The organism is Janthinobacterium pasteuri (assembly GCF_051380775.1).
In the GTDB taxonomy this organism is placed as follows: Bacteria; Pseudomonadota; Gammaproteobacteria; order Burkholderiales; family Burkholderiaceae_D; genus Janthinobacterium.
Genome location: NZ_JBNYXS010000024.1, coordinates 64,773 through 83,530 on the forward strand (window position 1 = coordinate 64,773; position 18,758 = coordinate 83,530).

General features: G+C 62.9%; 15 protein-coding genes and 2 pseudogenes. 6 read left to right on the top strand and 11 right to left on the bottom strand.

Features of this window, described 5'->3' with window-relative positions; all coding sequences use genetic code 11:
* Nucleotides 1-259: 259 nt before the first annotated feature.
* Entirely contained in the window at nt 260-2,011 is a 1,752-nt protein-coding gene (locus tag ACQ4WN_RS21280; protein ID WP_436553313.1) for a methyl-accepting chemotaxis protein, read from the top strand.
* A 204-nt stretch (nt 2,012-2,215) separates the two neighbouring features.
* Here the strand turns inward: ACQ4WN_RS21280 and ACQ4WN_RS21285 are convergent, their stop codons facing one another.
* Nucleotides 2,216-3,136: a lipase secretion chaperone gene (locus ACQ4WN_RS21285; protein ID WP_436553314.1), complete on the bottom strand. Its 921-nt coding sequence runs from the start codon at nt 3,134-3,136 to the stop codon at nt 2,216-2,218.
* 10 nt (nt 3,137-3,146) lie between these two features.
* On the bottom strand, nt 3,147-4,061 hold the full coding sequence (locus ACQ4WN_RS21290) for a lipase family alpha/beta hydrolase (protein WP_436553315.1): 915 nt from the start codon (nt 4,059-4,061) through the stop codon (nt 3,147-3,149).
* Nucleotides 4,062-4,387: 326 nt separating this feature from the next.
* Between ACQ4WN_RS21290 and ACQ4WN_RS21295 the strand changes: the two genes are divergently transcribed.
* Nucleotides 4,388-5,083 carry a TetR/AcrR family transcriptional regulator gene (locus ACQ4WN_RS21295; protein ID WP_436553316.1) on the top strand — a complete coding sequence of 232 codons (696 nt, stop codon included), beginning with the start codon at nt 4,388-4,390 and terminating at the stop codon, nt 5,081-5,083.
* 233 nt (nt 5,084-5,316) lie between these two features.
* Here ACQ4WN_RS21295 and ACQ4WN_RS21300 read toward each other — a convergent pair.
* Nucleotides 5,317-5,625, bottom strand: a pseudogene (locus ACQ4WN_RS21300) (transposase); the annotation flags it as partial.
* A gap of 156 nt (nt 5,626-5,781) precedes the next feature.
* On the opposite strand from ACQ4WN_RS21300, the gene ACQ4WN_RS21305 reads away from it, so the two are divergent.
* A complete protein-coding gene (locus ACQ4WN_RS21305) occupies nt 5,782-7,125 on the top strand; it encodes an ATP-binding protein (RefSeq protein WP_436553317.1) in 1,344 nt (447 codons plus the stop codon).
* 144 nt (nt 7,126-7,269) lie between these two features.
* On the opposite strand, the pseudogene ACQ4WN_RS21310 reads toward ACQ4WN_RS21305, so the two are convergent.
* Both ACQ4WN_RS21310 and ACQ4WN_RS21315 read right to left on the bottom strand, forming a co-directional pair.
* Nucleotides 7,270-7,603 (bottom strand): annotated as a pseudogene (locus tag ACQ4WN_RS21310) (IS5/IS1182 family transposase); the annotation flags it as partial.
* A 5-nt stretch (nt 7,604-7,608) separates the two neighbouring features.
* The gene (locus ACQ4WN_RS21315; RefSeq protein ID WP_436553318.1) at nt 7,609-9,933 is read right to left on the bottom strand and encodes a penicillin-binding protein 1A; all 2,325 of its coding nucleotides are present in this window, start codon (nt 9,931-9,933) and stop codon (nt 7,609-7,611) included.
* Nucleotides 9,934-10,292: 359 nt separating this feature from the next.
* On the opposite strand from ACQ4WN_RS21315, the gene ACQ4WN_RS21320 reads away from it, so the two are divergent.
* Nucleotides 10,293-12,560: an OPT family oligopeptide transporter gene (locus ACQ4WN_RS21320; RefSeq protein ID WP_436553319.1), complete on the top strand. Its 2,268-nt coding sequence runs from the start codon at nt 10,293-10,295 to the stop codon at nt 12,558-12,560.
* Between the two features lie 69 nt (nt 12,561-12,629).
* Here the strand turns inward: ACQ4WN_RS21320 and ACQ4WN_RS21325 are convergent, their stop codons facing one another.
* The gene (locus tag ACQ4WN_RS21325) at nt 12,630-13,565 is read right to left on the bottom strand and encodes an AAC(3) family N-acetyltransferase (protein WP_436553320.1); all 936 of its coding nucleotides are present in this window, start codon (nt 13,563-13,565) and stop codon (nt 12,630-12,632) included.
* The gene (locus tag ACQ4WN_RS21330; protein ID WP_436553321.1) at nt 13,558-14,748 is read right to left on the bottom strand and encodes a prenyltransferase/squalene oxidase repeat-containing protein; all 1,191 of its coding nucleotides are present in this window, start codon (nt 14,746-14,748) and stop codon (nt 13,558-13,560) included. Before ACQ4WN_RS21330 ends, ACQ4WN_RS21325 begins: the two co-directional genes overlap by 8 nt.
* A 138-nt stretch (nt 14,749-14,886) precedes the next feature.
* Between ACQ4WN_RS21330 and ACQ4WN_RS21335 the strand changes: the two genes are divergently transcribed.
* Together ACQ4WN_RS21335 and ACQ4WN_RS21340 are read left to right on the top strand one after the other, a co-directional pair.
* Nucleotides 14,887-15,147, top strand: coding sequence for a hypothetical protein (locus ACQ4WN_RS21335; RefSeq protein WP_436553322.1), 261 nt, complete (start codon nt 14,887-14,889; stop codon nt 15,145-15,147).
* Between the two features lie 55 nt (nt 15,148-15,202).
* The gene (locus ACQ4WN_RS21340) at nt 15,203-15,766 is read left to right on the top strand and encodes a GNAT family N-acetyltransferase (protein WP_436553323.1); all 564 of its coding nucleotides are present in this window, start codon (nt 15,203-15,205) and stop codon (nt 15,764-15,766) included.
* On the opposite strand, the gene ACQ4WN_RS21345 is transcribed toward ACQ4WN_RS21340, so the two are convergent.
* From ACQ4WN_RS21345 to ACQ4WN_RS21360, 4 genes are all read right to left on the bottom strand, one after another.
* Nucleotides 15,753-16,133 carry a hypothetical protein gene (locus ACQ4WN_RS21345; RefSeq protein ID WP_436553324.1) on the bottom strand — a complete coding sequence of 127 codons (381 nt, stop codon included), beginning with the start codon at nt 16,131-16,133 and terminating at the stop codon, nt 15,753-15,755. The two genes, ACQ4WN_RS21340 and ACQ4WN_RS21345, sit on opposite strands and share 14 nt — an antisense overlap.
* 13 nt (nt 16,134-16,146) lie before the next feature.
* Complete coding sequence (locus ACQ4WN_RS21350; protein WP_436553325.1) at nt 16,147-17,841, bottom strand: hypothetical protein; 1,695 nt, start codon at nt 17,839-17,841, stop codon at nt 16,147-16,149.
* Between the two features lie 12 nt (nt 17,842-17,853).
* Complete coding sequence (locus tag ACQ4WN_RS21355; protein WP_436553326.1) at nt 17,854-18,540, bottom strand: UPF0149 family protein; 687 nt, start codon at nt 18,538-18,540, stop codon at nt 17,854-17,856.
* A gap of 137 nt (nt 18,541-18,677) precedes the next feature.
* A partial coding sequence (locus ACQ4WN_RS21360; RefSeq protein ID WP_436553328.1) for an IS3 family transposase occupies nt 18,678-18,758 on the bottom strand: 81 nt, incomplete at its 5' end.

The window sequence follows — 18,758 nt, forward strand, 5'->3', positions numbered from 1 at the left end:
CACCAAAGCATTGCATTGAGGCATTTAATGATGTTTATGTGCAAGGCACGCCACAATAAAACATTAAATATTGTTTTGTATCAAGTATGTATCAGTCAGAAACCTATTTTTCCTCTATGCTTGCAGATGTAATTATCACCAATTGTAACGAAGCGTATGCCCCATCCCCGCCACCTTTATACAACTGTCAGCTGTTTTACTCGAACATGCTAGCCCGAACCTCGCCAGCAGTCGTCGTGACTTTATAAAGGACCTAGTCGTGTTTAAGAATTTACTGATCAAATGGAAGTTGGCGACCCTCGTCGCCGTGATGATGGCGGCCTTGCTGGTGGTGGGCATCAGCGGCTACTCGGGCATCGCCACCGTGGGCCGCGCCGTCAATGAAATTGGCGTGGTGCGCCTGCCTTCGATCCAGGGCTTGATGATGATCAGCGAAGGCCAGACGGCCGTCGCCGCCGCCACCCTGACAGCCGCCATCTATGAAAACAATTACCAGGCGCAAGACAAGTTCGCGGAAGCGCTGCAGTTGCGCACCAAGGCCTGGAGCAATATCGAGGCGGGCCGCAAGCTGTACGAGCCGTTGCCGCAAACCGCCGAGGAAGCCGTGCTGTGGCAGCGCTTCCAGGGCGAGTGGACAGCCTGGAAGGCGGACGACGACAAGGTGCGCGCCATCCTGCGCCAGCTGGCCGACAATCGCGATGAGCAGCAGCAAAAGACCCTGTTCGTGGCGTTCTACAAGCAGTACCTCGATTCGCGCAGCCTGTTCGGCAAGGCCGAAGCCACGCTCAATGAGATCATCAAGCTCAATAACGGCGTGGCCGACGCTGGCATCAAGGATGGCAGCGCTGCCGTAGTGCGTTCGGAAAGCCTGATGCTGATCCTGGGCTTGCTGGCGTCGGCGCTGGGCATCGGCTGCGCCGCCTACATCACGCGCGCCATCACGCAGCCGATCAATTCGGCCGTGAAAGTGGCGCAAACGGTGGCTTCGGGCGACCTGACCAGCCGCATCGAGGTGCACACGACGGAAGAAACTGGCCAGCTGCTGCAGGCGCTGAAAGCCATGAATTCCAGCCTGGTCAACATCGTGGGCCAGGTGCGTAGCGGTACGGAGACCATCGCCACGGCGTCGTCGGAAATTGCCAGCGGCAACCTGGACCTGTCCTCACGCACCGAAGAGCAGGCCAGTTCGCTGGAAGAGACGGCGTCGTCGATGGAGGAACTGACGTCCACCGTACGGCAAAATGCCGACAATGCCCAGCAAGCCAACCAGCTGGCGTTGAGCGCTTCGGGCGTGGCCGTCAAGGGCGGCGAGGTAGTGGGCAAGGTGGTCGAGACCATGGACGCCATCAACGATTCCTCGCGCAAGATCGTCGATATCATTTCCGTCATCGACGGCATCGCCTTCCAGACGAATATCCTGGCTCTGAATGCGGCCGTGGAAGCGGCGCGCGCGGGAGAGCAGGGTCGCGGTTTTGCCGTGGTGGCGACGGAAGTGCGCAACCTGGCTCAACGCTCGGCGGCAGCTGCCAAGGAAATCAAGACCCTCATCGGCGACTCCGTGGTGGCGGTCGATGCGGGCAGCAAGCTGGTGGCCGAGGCGGGCAACACGATGGCCGAAATCGTCGCCAGCGTGCAGCGCGTGACGGACATCATGGCCGAAATCAGCCTGGCGACGCAGGAACAAAGTTCGGGCATCGACCAGATCAACCAGGCCATCGGCCAGATGGACCAGGTGACGCAGCAAAACGCGGCCCTGGTGGAAGAGGCGGCCGCTGCGGCCGAATCGCTGCAGGAGCAATCGGGCCAGCTGGCCGAAGTGGTCAGCGTCTTCAAGCTCGATGGCGTGCTGGCACCGGCCGCGCATGCCAAAGCGGCCGCGCCGCGTGTCGTGATGGCCAGCGCCGCACCGAAGCGGCCGGCACCGCGTCCCACCGCAGGCCGCCCGGCTCTGCACGCCGTACCGTCGTCGCGCCACAGCGCGCCGCGCGACGACGAGTGGGAAGTGTTCTGACGGATCGACGGCGCCGGCATGCGCTTTCGGACGGCCGCCTTGCGCGGCCGTTTTTGCATGCGTGCCCAGGCGTGCACTACGGTTTTCACTTGCTAAAAAATAGTGCTATATACATCAGCGGGCCCGAGCAGATCACGGTGCAGGGGCGTGACACCAAGGATGTGATGGCGGCGGCCAGCTTTGCTGGTGCAGCTGGCCTGATGGCTATTCGTAAGCGCCCAGCCGGCGCTGCTCCTCCGGCGTGAAACTGGCGTCGCGCAGCTGCTGCAGGGCCGCTGCATCTGGCGCGCCGCCGGCCAGGCCGGCCTGCTGCGCCTTGAGCGCTTGATAGGCGATGATGCGCTGCTGCCACTGCGATTCCTCGCGGTCCAGTTCCGCCAGTCTCGCTGCCGCCGCCGGCGTGAAGGTGCTGGCGCGCAGGCGATAGACTTCATTCTCGCCGGCGCCCTGTGCCCGCAGGGTTTTGACGGAGGCGTCCAGCTGTGCCACCTGCAGCGGCGCATCGCGCGCGGCGCGCTGGGCCGGTGACATTTTTTGATCCAGCGCCGCCAGTTGCGCCTGGCGCTGCGCTTCATCCAAGGTGACGTCGCCGAGTATCGCCATGCGCGCCACGGCATCGTCGTCATACGCGTCGCTGGCGCCGAACAGGCCCGCGCTTTCCTCGGGCGTAAAATAATTACCGCGCAGCGCGCGCATCGCTTGCAGGCGCGCGCGCGCGGCAAGGGCAGCATCGGCTTGCGGCGGCAAGGCCTGTTCCGCACCGGCCAGCGCCTGCTTGTAGGCCAGCCAGGCGCCCAGCAGGCGCTTGGCTTCGCGGGCGGGGACGGGCGCCAGGCGCCGGTCCAGTTCCGCCTCGATCTGGCTGCGGATGGCGGCCAGCGGCTTTTCACCCAGGCCCGCCAGGTAGTAGTCGAACAGATGGCCCAGTTCCGCGTCGACCACCAGCTTGTCGCCGGCGGCTACCGTCACGTTGCCGTCGGGCCGCGTGCCCTGCATCGAGCGCACGAACGCGAACAGGTCCGGTTCCGGCTTTTCCTGCGGCGGGGCGGGCGGCTCGCCCGGGCGCAGCACCAGGTACAGGGCCAGGGCTGCCAGGCTGCCGCCGATGATCCATTTCGCGTGCATGCGCATCTCCTTACAGTCCCAGGCCTTGCAGGCGGTTGGCTTGCTGGCGGAAGACGGTGACGGGGTTCGTTTCGAACAGGTTGACGATGCCGACGAACTGGTTGACTTCATCGAGGTGGTTCATGGCGTAGTCGTCGCGGATCACCTTGCCCAGGTGGCTGGAGCAGCTGCTGACCAGGCCATCGTTCTTGACGCCGCCGAAGGCCAGGCTGATGGCCGCCAGGGCAGGGTCGCCCACGTCGAGCACATTCGTGTACGGTTGCGCGCCGCTCCACGAAAAGTAGTACACGCCTTGCACCTGGTAGGCGCCTTCGCCGCAGGCGGAGGTGGGCACGCCTTGCGGATGGCGGCTATTAAAAGCCAGCGAGCCGGCCGTGGACAGGGAGGTCAGCGAGGCGCCCGCGTTTTGCGGCAGCCCCTTGTTGCCCGATAAAATGCCGATCAGGGAGGCGAGCGCATTGCCAAGAGCACCGCTGGTGTTGGGAATGGCGCCGCTGAGGATATCGGCCACCCTGGAACCCTTGTTGACGCCGGCCACGCTGGTGACGGACGCCACCAGGTCGGGCCGCACGGAAGCGACATAGCGGGCCGTGGGGCCGCCGTGGCTGTGGCCGATCAAATTGACCTTGGCCGCTCCCGTGGCGGCGAGGATTTGCCGCACCTGCGACAGCAATTGTTCGCCGCGCACTTCGGTGCTGTTGGCAGCCGACACGGTGGTTACATACACTTGCGCGCCGCCGCTGCGCAGGGCAGCGGGCACGCCATAGAAATATTCGACGGGCCCCAGCTTGTCGAAGCCGAACAGGCCGTGCACCAGCACGATCGGGTACTTCGTTTGCGTGTAGCCGGCGGCGCTGGCGCTGCCGGGCAGGATGGCGAGGGAAAGCAGAAGGGTGGATAGCAGTTGCCAAAAGCGGGTCTTCATGTTGTCTCCGTTATGTATTAATACTCGATTAATAGTGGAAATGTCGATGCTGTAGCGATGAACCGTGCGCTCCTGCACATTCTCGATGCATTAAAGATAGCGAGCGCTCGGTTTTTGAATGTAGCACCACTGGATATAAATTGCAGTGAATTGCATGATGCAGCGCAATAACTGTGGGAATTTTGCGTTGCATTTGCGCCCATTGCATAGTTGAAAAGTCTCAGTTGTTTTCCTGAGCTATAATCGGCCCGGCATCAGCCGTCCCGCCGTCTTGCGATGCCGTTCCAGGCATTGCATGGATATCGTTCCTACACCGTTACTTGGGAATGCACTTGTCGACCCATTTTAATTTTGAACAGTTTCAGCAGATGACGCCTTTGAATGGCGAAAACATCTGGGAATATATTCTTGACCGCCATGCGGAGCGCATCGGCGTCAAACGCCGCAAGCCGGCGCTGGAAAATCTTGAGCGCATCTTCGTCGCCACTTTCCGCCTGGCCAATGACGTGGGCTTCCGCGCCATGAGCTTGCGCGACCTGTGCCGCGAGACCGGGCTGTCGATGGGCGGCCTGTATGGCTACATCACCAGCAAGGATCAACTGGCCGAAATGATCGAGGACGTGGTGCGCCACGCCACGCAAGCCTTGCCGCTCCTGTTTGCCAACGTGAAGTCGCCGCTGGACCGTTTGGAGGCGATGATACGTTCGTCGATCTACCTGTCCGAAGTGCTGCAGCCGTGGTTTTATTTTGTCTTCATGGATTCGCGCGTGCTGCAGGTGGAGCAGCGCAGCATGGCGAAAAATTCCGAACTGTATGTGCAGACGCTGATCGCCGCTACCATCGCGGAAATCGAGCCGAAGCCGCAGGGCGACCCCACCTTGCTGGCCGCGCACTGCCTGGCCCTGTTCCAGGACTGGTACGTGAAGCGCTGGAAGTACCGCGCGGCGAAGGTCAATGTCGACGATTTCGCCGATAGCGTAGTCAGTACGGTGCGCGGGTATCTGAGCGTGACCGGCGTTTAGAGCGGCGTCCGCATTGGTCCGGCAGTTGCGCATGTCACTAGGGCATGGCCCCGTTACGAGCCCTGTTGGCAGCAGGCTACCGCTGCCCGCCGGAGCGCAGCCTTACCCTCCAGCGAGCCGCTGACCAATTCGATTTCTTAGCCAGTAATCGGTAACTGCGCAGTCGGACGCCAACGCCGGCAACGTTGATCGATTTTTGCAGCGCTACGACAGCAATTTGAACCGATCCGACTGAGCAGGTGGCGAAACTTGAGCAATGTCGTCGCGTCCGGCGCCGACTCGCGGCCCAAGTCTATGCCGACGAAAGCGCGAAGGGCTTGGCTGTCATAGATCGTGTCCTCGATGCCTTCGTCCGACAAACCGCAGCATTGTTGGGCCACATACATGCGCAGCATGCGTGCCGAGCCGATTGGCGGCCGACCCGCGCCCTCGACCTTCGGATAGAACGGCTCGACGAGTTTGTGGAGCTAGTCCCACGGCGTCACGCTGTCGATCTCGGCGCGGAAGCGGTCGCGCCGCGTGCGCTTTTTCTTGGCGGAGTATCATGGCGTTTGTAAGCGGACTGTCTATCCGTGAGGTGCGATGGCTTGCAGCGGGAATGGTTATGTTGTACCGTCAACTGTAGACTTGTCTGGTAGGGGACGTCAATTCTCTACCTTGCTTAGCGAGCCGTTGCCCCAAAACGAAAGGACTATCCCATGCCTGAGCCGGCATCCACGATTCCCGAATATGTGCTGGACAACTGGCAGCATACCGTCGATGTCATGGCCGAAGTATTTGAGGTGCCAGCTGGCCTGATCATGCGCGTGCAGCCGGGGCAGATTGAAGTGCTGGTGGCCGCCCAAAGGGTAGGCAATCCATACCACGCCAACGAGATGGCCGTGCTCAACACGGGCCTGTATTGTGAGACGGTGATGGAAACTCGCGCCTTGTTGTACGTGCCCAATGCGTTAGACGATATTCACTGGAAGGATAATCCCGACGTCGCGTTGGACATGATTTCGTATCTAGGCGTACCTTTGCTTGGGCCGAACCAGAACGTGTTCGGCACTATTTGCGTCCTCGATAACAAAACTCGTACCTACCATGAAAAGTACGTCGAGCTGATGTGGGAAATAAAAAAGAGTATCGAGCGCGATTTAGAATTAATGGAGCAGCAGCAACAGCTCATAGAGCAGCAAGAGCAGCTTAAGCGAAGTAATATCGAGCTGACCGCCGCCATTGCCCGCCAACACAGCGATGCCGAGCAACTGCAGCGGTCAAATGAAAAACTCAATCTGGCACTTGCCACGCTGACGGCGATGCAATCAGAGCTGTTGAAATCGGCCAAGAATGCGGCCCTGGGTGCGCTGGTGGCCGGCGTGGCGCACGAGCTTGGCACGCCTATCGGTAACAGCATACTGGTGGCCAGCACAATCCAAGATCAGGCATTGGCTTTTCGCGACAAGATGGCGACAGGCCTGACGCGTACTGATCTCAGCAGCTTTTGTGAGGCTATGCATGACGGTACCTTCCTGCTGACGCGTAATCTAGAGCGGGCGTCGCAGCTGGTAGCCAGCTTCAAACGGATTTCCGTGGATCCGACTGATATGACGCCGAGCCACTTCAACCTGCGTCATACTGTCGAGACCGTGGCCGCCGCCGTGCCAGGTTTGCGTCTCGTCAACAACGTCAACGAAGACCTTTCGATGACCGGCTATCTGGGCGCTTTTGCCGATGTGCTTGTAGAATTGCTGGAAAATGCTGCACGTCACGCGTTCGTTGGTCGTGCCCCGGGCAATGTCACGGTCGCTGCCCGCATGACGGATGCACGCTGCATCGAATTGACAGTTAGTGACGATGGCGTTGGCATATCGGCAGCGGACCAAAGCCGTGTATTCGATCCGTTCTTCACTACGCAACTAGGTCAGGGGGGCAGCGGCCTTGGCTTGCATACTACATACAACCTGGTCAGTACCGCCATGCGAGGGACGATAGTGCTGGTCAGCACTCCGGGAGTTGGTAGCTGCTTCTCCGTTACGATACCGGACAGCGCATACTAGTGGCGGTAGCATTTTTCTTCATGGTCACATGCAAGGTCACGGATTTGCCTGGAATTCAGGGGCGCTTTTCGGCGACTTGAGAGCCGGCGGCGGCGAGCACGGCGGTCTCGTCGCCGTGCAGGAGCGCATGCGCTTGCGTCACATCTTCGATTGGTGCATCTCCAGATGGCGCTTGCTGACTTGTTTTGTCGATGGTGGCGCGACGATCAGCGTCGCGTCGACGATGGTCCGCTCGCGCATCGTCAGGCCCCTTTTCGGCTAAGTGGCCGTTGATTGTGTCGAGGTTCCGGTGCCTCAGCTCCTTCGACTCGAGGAGGTGGCGAAACTTGGGCAACGTAATCGCGTCCAGTGCCGACTCGCGGCCCGCGTCGATGCCGACGACGGCGCGAATGGCCTGGATGTCGTAAATCGCCTCCTCAATGCCTTCGCCGGACAAACCGAAGCATAGCAGGCTCACAAACACGCGCGGCATGTAAGACGGCCTCAGTTCGTCTCGACAGGCAGCGTCTCCGGCAGCGCCGCCGGGTCCGTCGGCGTCTCCACGTCCATATCCAGCGTCTTGATCCCGTTCATGTCGATGAATTCATCGTACAGCCACTCGCCATCGACCTGGCTCAGGCCTGCCGGCACGGCGCGCGTCACTTGCGGGCGCGTGGAAAGCGCGGTGCGCATGTAGTCGATCCAGATCGGCATGGCAAGGGTCGAACCGAATTCGCGTCCGCCCAGCGATTTCGGTTCGTCATAGCCCATCCACGCCACGGCCACGATGCCGCCGCCGTAGCCGGCGAACCAGCCGTCGACGGCGTCGCTGGTGGTACCCGTCTTGCCGGCGATGTCGCTGCGTCCCAGTTTTTTCGTCGCCGCCGCGCCCGTGCCGGTGCGCGCTACTTCGCGCAGCATGCTGTCCATCACGAAGGCGTTGCGCGGGTCCAGCGCCAGGGTCTTGTCATCGTTAGGCGCGGGCGGCTTGGTCTGCATCAGCACCGTGCCCTTGGCGTCGACGATGCGGTCGATCAGATACGGTTCCACCTGGTGGCCGCCATTGGCGAACAGGGCGTAGGCGCCCGCCATCTGCACGGGCGTGACGGAACCCGTGCCCAGAGCCATGGTGAGATTGCTGGGCTGGCGGGCCGGGTCGAAACCGAATTTTTCCATGAAGTCGTGCGTATAGGAGACGCCCAGCGCGCGCAAGATGCGCACCGAGGCCACGTTCTTCGATTGCGCCAGCGCATAGCGCATGGTGATGGGGCCGTCGAACTTGAAGTCATCATTCTGCGGCGCCCATACCTTGCCGCCCGCCTGCATTTCCAGCGGCACGTCGTTGATCAGGGTAGCTGGCGAAAAGCCTTTTTCCAGCGCCGCCGAATACACGAAGGGCTTCATGGCCGAACCAGGCTGGCGCCAGGCCTGCGTGACGTGGTTGAATTTTTGCAGGTTGTAGTCGAAGCCGCCCACCATGGCGTGGTAGGCGCCCGTTTCCGCGTCCAGCGAGACGAAGGCGGCGGCCACCAGCGGCACTTGCGTGATGGCCCAGTTGCCCTTGCCATCCTTGGCGATGCGGATCACGGCGCCCGGGCGCAGCTTGATGCCGGCGCTCGCCTTGGCGGACAGCGCAGGGGCGGCAAAGCGCAAGCCCTCGCCCGTGATGGCCTTGGCGTCGCCATCGCCCGTGTCGGCCACCACCTTGCCGCTGGCGACTTGCGTGACGACGGCGGCGATCAGGCCGTCGCTGTCCGGGCGTTTTTGCAGTGCAGCGTCGATGGCATCGTCGCGCTGTTCGGGGTCGATCGGCATGTCGATGAAGGTTTCCGGGCCGCGGTAGCCGTGGCGCTGGTCGTAGGCGATGACGTTGCGGCGCGTCGAGGCGTAGGCCGCATCCTGGTCCGCTTTCAGGATGGTCGTATAGACGCTGATGCCCTTGGTGTAGCTGTCTTCCTTGAACTGGGCGTAGACGGCCTGGCGCGCCAGTTCGGCCACGTATTCGGCGTGCGTGTCAAAACCCTGCTTGCCGCGGGTATTGATATGCAGTGGCTGCGCCAGCGCCTGCTGGTACTGGCCTTCGCTGATGTAATCGAGTTCGCGCATGCGTTTCAGCACCAGCTGCTGGCGCGCGTGCGCCTTTTTCGGATTGCTGATCGGGTTGTGGCGCGACGGATTTTGCGGCAGCCCGGCCAGCATGGCCATTTCCGCGATCGACAGTTCCGACAAAGGTTTGCCGAAGTAGGTCTGCGCCGCGCTGCCGAAGCCGAACGAGCGCTGGCCCAGGTACATCTGGTTCATGTACAGCTCGAGAATCTGCTCTTTCGACAGGGCCGCTTCGATCTTCAGGGCCAGCATGATTTCATTGAGCTTGCGCGAGGCGACTTTTTCGCGCGTCAGGAAGAAATTGCGTGCCACCTGCATGGTGATGGTGGAACCGCCGCCGTGGCCGAAACCGTGGCGCAGGTTCGACAGCACGGCGCCGCCGGCGCGCACGAAGTCGATGCCGTGGTGTTCGTAGAAGCGGCCGTCCTCGATCGCCAGCAAGGCTTTTTTCATCATTTCCGGCACTTGCGCAATCGGCACGAAGTCGCGGTGCTCCTCGCCGAATTCGCCGATCAGCACATTGTCGGCCGTGTACACGCGCAGCGGTATCTTCGGCTGGTAGTCCGTGATGACGCCCAGCTCGGGAAGGCGCGGGCGCACGTACAGGAACAGGTAGGCGGCCAGCAGCACGGCAGCGGCCAGCGCGGCGCAGCCGGCGAGGATGAAGCCGCGCACGATGGCGCGGCGGGAAGGCCAGGGGAATCCGGATCGTTTGGCAGTCAAGGCAGTCTCACAGTAGCGTGCAAGGCACGGTGGCAGCGATTATAGACCAATGCGCCAGCCGCTCCGGCGCGGACGGGGCGCCGGGAGCGGGAGCAAAAAACCTTTTCATCGAAACGTGGCTGTGCGATAGTCTCGGCTTCAAGCAAATAGCCCGGGCCTAAGTAACCCCCAATAAATTATTGTGATTTCTGACTTCCATAACCGGCGCTCTGCGGCGTTGCTCACTGCTAGCAGTGCTCGCACTGCGTCGCAGCGAGCGCCTTGCATAGCATCCGGTTCTGTTTGTCATAAATTCACACTAATTTCCCGAGGATTACTTAAATCCGGGCTGTTTATTTTATAAAATTAAGGATTTATTTATGGCAAAAGATGCAATGCCGAGCGCCGTGAAGCCGTATATTCCGGCCGATGCGAAGCTGCCCGAGATGACCTTCCGCGCGCTGTTCATGGGCGTCATCCTGGGGATGGTCTTTGGCGCCTCCTCGCTGTACCTGGTGCTGAAAGTGGGCCTGACCGTCAGCGCCTCGATTCCCGTCGCCGTGATCGCCATCACCCTGTTCGGCCTGGCCAAGAAGGTGGGCGGCAAGGATTCGTCGATCCTGGAAAACAGTATCACGCAAACGGCCGGTTCGGCCGGCGAATCGCTGGCCTTCGGCCTGGGCGTGACCATGCCCGCCATCCTGATCCTCGGCTTCGACCTGGAAATCTCGCGTGTCATGCTGGTCGGCATCCTCGGTGGCTTGCTGGGTATCCTGATGATGATCCCCATGCGCCGCACCATGATCGTCGACCAGCACAAGGAACTCAAATTCCCCGAAGGCACGGCTTGCGCCGAAGTGCTGAAGGCGGCCGCCACGGAAGAATCGCGCATCGCCGCCGGCGAAAGCATCGAGAAAGACTCGGCTGCCGCGCTGGACGCCAAGCGCCGCGCCAAGATCATCTTCGGCGGTTTCGCCGTCGGCTTGCTGTATAAAGTGTTCAATATCTCGTTCAAGGGCTGGAAGGACACGCCGGGCGTGGAATTTGCCGCGCCGCTGAAGGGCGGCTCCATCGGTGCCGAGATTTCCCCTGAATTGCTGGGCGTGGGCTATATCATCGGCCCGCGCATCGCCGCCACCATGGCGGCCGGCGGCGTGCTGTCCTACCTGCTGCTGATCCCGATGATCAAGTTCTTCGGCGACAGCCTCACCACCGTGCTCTCGCCCGGTACCAGGTTGATCAGCGAAATGGGCGCCGACGACGTGCGCAGCGCCTACGTGCTGTACATCGGCGCAGGCGCCGTGGCCGCCGGCGGCCTGATTTCGCTGGTGCGCGCCATGCCCATGATCTGGCGCAGCCTGTCGGCTGGCCTGAAAGGCATCGGCAAGGGCGTCAAGAGCAATTCCACTTTGCGCACCGAGCAGGATATTCCCCTGAAATGGGTCATCATCGGCTGCCTGTCCATCATCGCCGTGATCACCTTCGCCACGCCGCTGCACATGAATTTCCTCGGTGCGCTGCTGATCCTCGTCTTCGGCTTTCTGTTCGCCACCGTGTCGTCGCGCCTGACGGGCGAAATCGGTTCCTCGTCGAATCCGATCTCCGGCATGGCCGTGGCCACCTTGCTGTTCACTTGCCTGATCTTCCTGATCATGGGCTGGACGGGCGGGCGTTACTATGTGACGGCCCTGTCGGTGGGCGCCATCGTGTGCATCGCCGCCAGCAATGCCGGCACCACCTCGCAGGACTTGAAAACCGGCTACCTGGTGGGCGCCACGCCGCGCCTGCAGCAGTATGCGATTCTTGCCGGTGCGCTGTCGTCGGCGCTGATACTCGGACCGATTCTGCTGAAACTGAACGAAGCGAGCACCGTCTACGTGCCGGCCGCGCAAGTGGCACCTGGCCTGACGGTAGATGCGTCGAAGCTGACCGTGATGGGCGAGCTGCATGGCCCGCAAGCCGACACCGACCACAATACGTATAAAGTCTGGCAAAAGACGGACACCGTGGGCGGCCCGGCCGGCAAATATTTTGTCAAGGAAGATGGCCAGCTGGCTTACCTGGTCGATCCTGGCATCAATGGCCATTACAGCAAGCGTCCCGACGGTTCGGAAGTGAAGAAATACGATGCACCGAAAGCCGTGCTGATGTCCTACATCATCAAGGGCATCCTCGACCAGCAACTGCCGTGGACCCTGGTGCTGTTTGGCGTGATGATCGCCGTGGTGCTGGAAATGGCCGGCATCCCGTCGCTGGCGTTTTCCGTGGGCGTGTACCTGCCGCTGTCGTCCACCTTGCCGATCTTCGTCGGTGGCCTGGTGCGCTGGCTGGCGGACCGCCGCAACAACAAGCTGGAACACAACGCCAAGCTCAATGAAGAAGAGCGCCAGCTGGCGGGTGACCGCAGCTCGGGCGTGTTGCTGGCTTCCGGCTACATCGCCGGCGGCGCGCTGGCCGGCATCATCATTGCGATTACGGCCGGCGTGCTGACGCACTTCGACCAGATGATGGCCGACTGGGCCGAACACGGCAACCCGTTCTACGCGGGCCTGCACTCGGATGCGCTGTCCCTGCTGCCGTATGCGGTCATCATCGTGCTGCTGTATATCGTCGCAAGAGAGAAAAAAGCGGGCAGCCCGCAGGCTTGACGCTTTAGCCAATCCAGTGAAAGCCGCCCGTGTCATGACGATACGGGCGGCTTTTTTTATAGGTGTGCATTACGGCGATGGATGCGATACAGGCCGCGCCGCCAGCTGCGCCGCGCTGGCGTAGATCGTCACGTGCTCGGACGCCAGCTGGCGCAGGTGCCCGAAAAATGCCTGTGCCGGAATGGCCCACGACGCCGCATCGCCGACCTGTCCGTTGACGCGCAGGCCGGCGGCGTCAAATTCCCGGTGAAAGTACTCGCGCAGGTCGCCACGACTGGGATGGTCGATGCGGCGCTGCGCGACTGCCGGATCGAAAGGGCGCACGGGCACTTCCCAGCGCTGGCCGGCGTGGTCCAGGCAGGCCAGCAGCGCGGTCCGGTCTTCCCACACGGGCACGGGAAAGGCGTCGCCCATGGCGTCTTCCAGCGCGTGATAGAACGTCACCGGCCCCATGGAGATGCCGAGACCCAGCACCTTCGCGTGCTCGCAGCCGATAAACCTCTGCCAGGGCGAGTCCATGCCGAAGATCGAGGGCGCGCGGTGATGCGCCTCGGTGAGATCGGCGGCATGGCGGCCCCACGCGGAAACGGAATGGGTGGGGTGGATGCTGCGCCGGACACCGGCGCTGGCGAGGAAGGCTTCCGGCAGGCGTCCCATGTGCGTGCCGTGGCGGCGCGGGTCGAACACATAGTCTGGCATCGCGCAGGTGGCGCGCACCGTGCCGCCGGGCAGATAGTAGGTGGGCAGCAGCAGGGTGCCTTGCGGGCCGACGGCATCCTGCAGGGCGCGTATCACCGCCAGCGCGCCGCCTTCCACGTAGCCCAGGCTTTTCAGCGAAGAATGCACGAACAAGGTATCTCCCTGCGCGATGCCCAGCCGCGCCAGGCCGGCTGCCATGGCGGCGCGCGTCACGTGGGGTGCGCTGTGGCGCACGTGCCGGGCGCTGGCGGCGCGTCGCCACGCTTCCAGCGCGGCCCTGGCGGTGCGTTGGACCGGTTCAAGCATCGCCGGCTTTCCGTTCCAAATGCGGTTCCAGCGCCAGTTCCAGCAGGTTCGCATCGATGCAGAATTTGGCGGCCCAGTTCAGGTAAGCCCAGGTGCCGTAGTCGCCATCGACGGGAAACGAGCCCTTGACGCCGCCGCGCACGTGCGCGGGACCGTCGATGCTGACCGAACGCCGCACGTAACGGTTCAGGCGACGTGCCGCGTCGAGGTAGTGCCGCTCGCCCGTGAGCTGGTACAGCAGGAACAGGCAATGCGCGTTTTGCGCGGAGCCCGTGAGGCAGGCGTAATCGGCTCCGGGTTGGAAGTCCGGGCCGAGGCGGCCCGCCAGGTAGCCATCGGCCGCCACGGCCTTGGCGATGCCCGTGCCGGTGCGCGCGGCGGCCTCCAGCAAGTCGGCACGTGCCGAAAAGCGGTGCGCTTCGAGCAGGCCGCGCAAGGCGTAGCCGATGGTGTGGGTCAAAGGCAGGAGCGGGTTGTCCAGGCAGTTGGAGGCGAACCAGCCGTTGGAGCGCTGTTTGCTCAATGCCCAATCGACCTGGCGCAAGCCGGCCACGCCATAGCCGTGGCCCGGCGCGATGCGGTCCGCTTCGAACAGGCCCCAGGCCACATGCGTTTCGTAGGCCTTGTCGCCGGCGCTGGCGAACGGCGTCGGATGCCTGCGCCAGCAGCCATCGGCATCCTGGCTGTCGCGCAGCCAGCTTGCCGCGCGGTGCATGGCATCCTGGTAGGGCGCGCCGTACGCTTGCACCCCGGCGGCCAGGCCAAGCAGGATCTGGCCCGTATTGAAGGTGACGGGCACGCGCGGCGTCGAATCGATCTTTCCGCCCTGGAAACCGCCTTGCGGGAACTGGATGGCCACGCACCAGTCGAGCATGCGGCGCGCCCTCCCGTGCAGCGCATCGTCTTCCGTACGCTGCGCCAGGGCGATCATGGTGGGGATGATGTAGCCGGTGGTCTCCGGGTAGGAGCTCGACCAGCCTGTCAGCAGGCTGTAGTCGCGCGCGACGCCGCCGTCGTCCGAGGTGGAATGGTCTTGCGCCGCGCATAGCCAGGCGGTGCAAGCCTTGACGACGGCTTGCGGTCCGGGGTCGACGGCGGGCAGGCCGCGCCTGTCCGACAGCCTCTCCATGCGCGCCGCCGCCGGCAGGGCCGCTTGCGGCGCCAGTGTGTTCCTGATCTTCATGAGCAAGGTGTGCATGGCAGTAATGGACAGTCAAGGCGTGGTGGTCGGCTCAGGCTACTGTAGCGCTGGCAGCCGGCAGGGCCATTGACTTGCCGCAAGGGTCATCCGCCGCATCGCTGCCGCCAGAATTGACGCATAATGACTACTTCACCATCGTTGACGGGGCCCGCCATGAACAGCGTCACGCTTGAATACACGGTCGTCACCAATCCCGACTCCTTTGTCGGTTTCAAGTATTACGTCAAGGCAGGGCAGGCATTCGATGTTGATGATTTTGCCTATTCCTACAAGCTGAACCGGTCCGACCTGGACCCCGACAGCGTGCTGGCCACCCGCGAGGCGGCGGCCAAGCTGCAGCCGGGCGAGTGGCTGACGGTGTCGCATTCGATTGCAGCGTAACGGTCACACTACGTGTTTGTCCTTTAACTTTCCGGCCCGCCAGAGTTTGATGCGCATGAATCTTTCAACATTTCCTGATATCTCTATTGTTCCAATCCTGGCGCAACACGCCGAAGCCCTTGCTGAACTGGTAGGGAATAACCTTGAGCATCTGCAGCCTTTCCTGCCCGCCGTGGTGCAACTGGCGTGCGTCGATGATGCCCGGGCGTATCTGTGCGCCGCTGCCGCGCGCGCCGCCAGCGGTGACATACTGGAATGGCATATTTTTTCCGGCACAGCCTTATGCGGCAGCATCCGCCTGAAAGAGATCGATACAGCGGACCACAAGGCCAGCATCGGCTATTACGTCGGACGCCAGTTCCAGGGCCGGGGCATCGCCAGCGCAGCGGTAGGCGCCGTCCTGGCGCATGCGTTTGGCGCGCTGCACTTGCACCGCATCGAGTTGCAGTGCGCGGCCGGCAATTACGCCAGCATGGCGCTGGCCGGGCGGCTGGGATTTGCGCACGAAGGCGTGTTGCGGCAGGCGGAATGGTTAAACGGCGTGTTTGTCGACCTGCATGTGTATGGATTGCTGCAACCCGATTTTGTGCCGGATGCTGCTGCCCTTAGCGTGGCATGAACCAGGCGCGCAGTTCATCCTCGGCGCGTTGCGCCGTTGCCTGCGTCAAGGTCAGCACGATGACCTTTTCCTGCGCCGGGCGGTGCCTATCGCCGTCGGCCAGTTCGATGGCTTGCTCGAAGCTTGTGTAGCAGGGGCCGAACTCCAGCGGGCATTCCTGCACGATGCGCGCCGCCTTGCCAGCGTTCCGGTCCGCCAGATTGACGATGGGATTGCCGTCATAAAACGGCTGGCCGTTGGCAAACGCGGTGCGCAGATACGGCGCGCATTGGCCGTCGAGGAAGGCCAGGCGTGCCTGCCAGTAGGCCTCTACCGCCGCATACACGGCCAGGTCCTCGAGAAAATCGGCAAACAGGAAATCGTTCATAGGGTCTCTCCGGCTAGATGCCGAACACTTTCAATAGGGCGTCCGTGAAACCCTCGAACCAGCTGCCCACCTTGCCCGGCTGTTTGCCGTGGCGCGGGGTTTCTTCGTACAGGTAGACGCCGTTGCCGCCGTCGAAGCGGTCGTTGAGCAGCGCCTGCTGGCCGCGCAGGTAGGGGATGAAGGTTTCGCTGCGCAGGGTCGAATACAGCACGTCGGTGCTAAAACCCAGGGTGGCGGACTGGCTGATACTGCGGCCCTGGCCGGCCCGCTCCATCCGCACGCCGCGGCAGCCTCGCACGATCAGGGTGACGGGGCCGCGAAAGACGATGAAGCGCAGCTGCAAGGTGAGCCAGGCGTGCAGGCTGCCCAGGCGCCAGTGGCTCGCTATCGCCAGCGGCTGGCCAGAATTGCAGATCAATCCCACCAGCCCCCGTGGCTGGAATACCAATGCGCTGCCGGCTGGCAGGTGGACGATGGCGATTTCCAGCAGCGGGTCGTCGCTGGCGGAGATCGTGACGGATGCCGTCGCGTCGCTGTGCAAACGGGTCAGCGCCACCATGCCGGCGGCCAGACTGGTGAACGGGAAGCGCCAGTCCAGCAGCCATTGCGTGCGCTTGGTGCTGCTGACGGGCGACGATTGCAGGTATGTGGGGTGGATCAGCATTAGCTGGCCAGGCTGCAGTTGCAGCGCCTGCGAGACGGCGGAAATGCGGGACTGGCCATCGGGCGGCAGGGGGAGAGTAGTGGCTGTCACGTTCAGCGCGTGCCCGATGGACAATGGTTTCAGGCGCGCAGCCAATGGCGCCAGCACGAAGTAAAAGAAGGCCTTGATGGCGACTGGCAGCAGGATGGCCGACAGCACCAGCAGTGCGGCCGTGGGCGCCACGTCCAGCACGGGCGCGCGCCAGCGGGCGATCCAGTTGCGCGCCAGCAGCGCTTCGCTCATGGAGATGGCCGTCTGCAAGGGCGCCAGTGCGCCGGCCAGCGCGCTGGTGTCAATGGCGAATGGCATGGGGCGGGCCGCATCGCTGGTGCGTGCGCGCTGCGCCAGCCAGGCGCGATACGCTTGCAGGTTGACCTCGCGCAAGCGCTGGCCCTCGGCTTCGAGGCGCGACAACTGCGCGTAAGCGTCGCTGCCGGGCAAGCGGGCCGCCAGCGGGTGCTGCGCTTCCAGTTCCCGGCGCTGGCGCAGGTTGTGCTGCAGCGCGCCATACGCGCTGACGTGTGCTGCGTGCAGGCGCGCCAGGGTCTGCCGCGCATCTTCACCGCTGATCGCCGCGTGCAGGGCGCTCAGATAACGGGCTTCCTGCGTCAGCACTTCGATTTCCACGCGGCGCGCCGCTTCGTCCTGCGCGTGCAGGGCCAGGGTGTTCGTGTCGGGCAGGGGGAGGGTAAACAGCGACGGTTGCTGCCGCGCGCGCAGCTGGTGCAGCTGCGCCTGTGCTTCTTGCAGGCGGGTGGCGATGGCGGTTTGCGAGGCGTGTTGCAAGGCGTTGACGCGGACCGTGGCGGCATCGGCCAGGCCTGCGCCATGGTTGCCGGCGTTGCTGGAAGCCTGGCGCAGGGTGGTCACGGCCTCGCTGCCGGCGCTGTAGGCGCGCCATTCGGCCAGCAGCAGGCGTCCGGCCAGCAGGATGACGATGAACAGTGCAAACTGCAGCGCGTGGCGCAGCAGAAAGCGCAGCAGGGCCGTCAGCAACTGGCGCAAGGAGATGCGTCCTTAGCTGGCCGCGCTATCGGCGTCGGCACAGCATTTTTTATACTTCTTGCCGCTGCCGCAGTGGCACGGGTCGTTGCGGCCCGTCTTCGGCACGTCGCGTAGCACGGTGGCGCCGGGCTGGCTGTGTGCCTGGCTTTTCAGGTGGCGCTGGCGCGCCCAGGCGGCGTTGATGGCGATGACGGAAGGAATCACGCCATCCATGGCCGTTTCGGCTACATCGTCGTCAAGCTCGCTGGCAGCGGCCAAATGCTGGAACGGCGTCAGGTATTGCGGGTGGCTGACGGCCAGGGCCGCCCACTGGGGCTTGTCCAGACTGGTGCCAAGCAGGAAGCCTGCACACCAGGCGGGCACGCTCCATTCGGGACCGCAGACGTAGATGGGTTCGAAGCTGTCCGGGTCCTTCGCCAGCCATTCGACCATGTAAGCGTGGTGGCGCAGCGCCAGGCTGGTTGCCCGTTCGCTGGCCTCGTCCGGCGCGTGCGCGGCGCTGCCCGCCGCCTTGTCCCATACCCAGGGCAACCATTGTTCAGGCGTGATCTGTTTCGGGCTCAGGGCGACGGCCGTCAGCAAACCTTCCAGCATCGACACGTCCATGGCGCGGTTTTCCAGCGCAGGCGCGGCCAGCAGGGTGTCGAGTTCGGCGTATTCGTCGTCAGAGAGGGGCGAGGTGGTGGAGATGCTGGACATGGGATTTTTCTGTAATTTGATTGAGGTGGCCATCGGCCCTGGCCGTATTGTACCGCCCTGCAAGGGGAAAGCCGGCGGCGCAATGAAAAACGGCGACCCGCATGAACTGACCCCGTAAAGTTGGACGGTTAAGTTTGTTAGGTAGCCAAGGGCTGGGTTCTGTATTGCACAGGACTCAGCCCTTTTAGTTTCATCTTGATGCGGTCGTGATTGTAATA

Excerpts from the sequence above, each read along its gene's own strand:
- ACQ4WN_RS21345 (WP_436553324.1), bottom strand. The coding sequence starts at position 16,133 with ATGAACGATTTCCTGTTTGCCGATTTTCTCGAGGACCTGGCCGTGTAT.
- ACQ4WN_RS21355 (WP_436553326.1), bottom strand. The coding sequence starts at position 18,540 with ATGTCCAGCATCTCCACCACCTCGCCCCTCTCTGACGACGAATACGCC.
- ACQ4WN_RS21335 (WP_436553322.1), top strand. The coding sequence starts at position 14,887 with ATGACTACTTCACCATCGTTGACGGGGCCCGCCATGAACAGCGTCACG.
- ACQ4WN_RS21340 (WP_436553323.1), top strand. The coding sequence starts at position 15,203 with ATGAATCTTTCAACATTTCCTGATATCTCTATTGTTCCAATCCTGGCG.
- ACQ4WN_RS21285 (WP_436553314.1), bottom strand. The coding sequence starts at position 3,136 with ATGCACGCGAAATGGATCATCGGCGGCAGCCTGGCAGCCCTGGCCCTG.
- ACQ4WN_RS21320 (WP_436553319.1), top strand. The coding sequence starts at position 10,293 with ATGGCAAAAGATGCAATGCCGAGCGCCGTGAAGCCGTATATTCCGGCC.
- ACQ4WN_RS21325 (WP_436553320.1), bottom strand. The coding sequence starts at position 13,565 with ATGCTTGAACCGGTCCAACGCACCGCCAGGGCCGCGCTGGAAGCGTGG.
- ACQ4WN_RS21330 (WP_436553321.1), bottom strand. The coding sequence starts at position 14,748 with ATGAAGATCAGGAACACACTGGCGCCGCAAGCGGCCCTGCCGGCGGCG.
- ACQ4WN_RS21295 (WP_436553316.1), top strand. The coding sequence starts at position 4,388 with ATGCACTTGTCGACCCATTTTAATTTTGAACAGTTTCAGCAGATGACG.
- ACQ4WN_RS21305 (WP_436553317.1), top strand. The coding sequence starts at position 5,782 with ATGCCTGAGCCGGCATCCACGATTCCCGAATATGTGCTGGACAACTGG.
- ACQ4WN_RS21290 (WP_436553315.1), bottom strand. The coding sequence starts at position 4,061 with ATGAAGACCCGCTTTTGGCAACTGCTATCCACCCTTCTGCTTTCCCTC.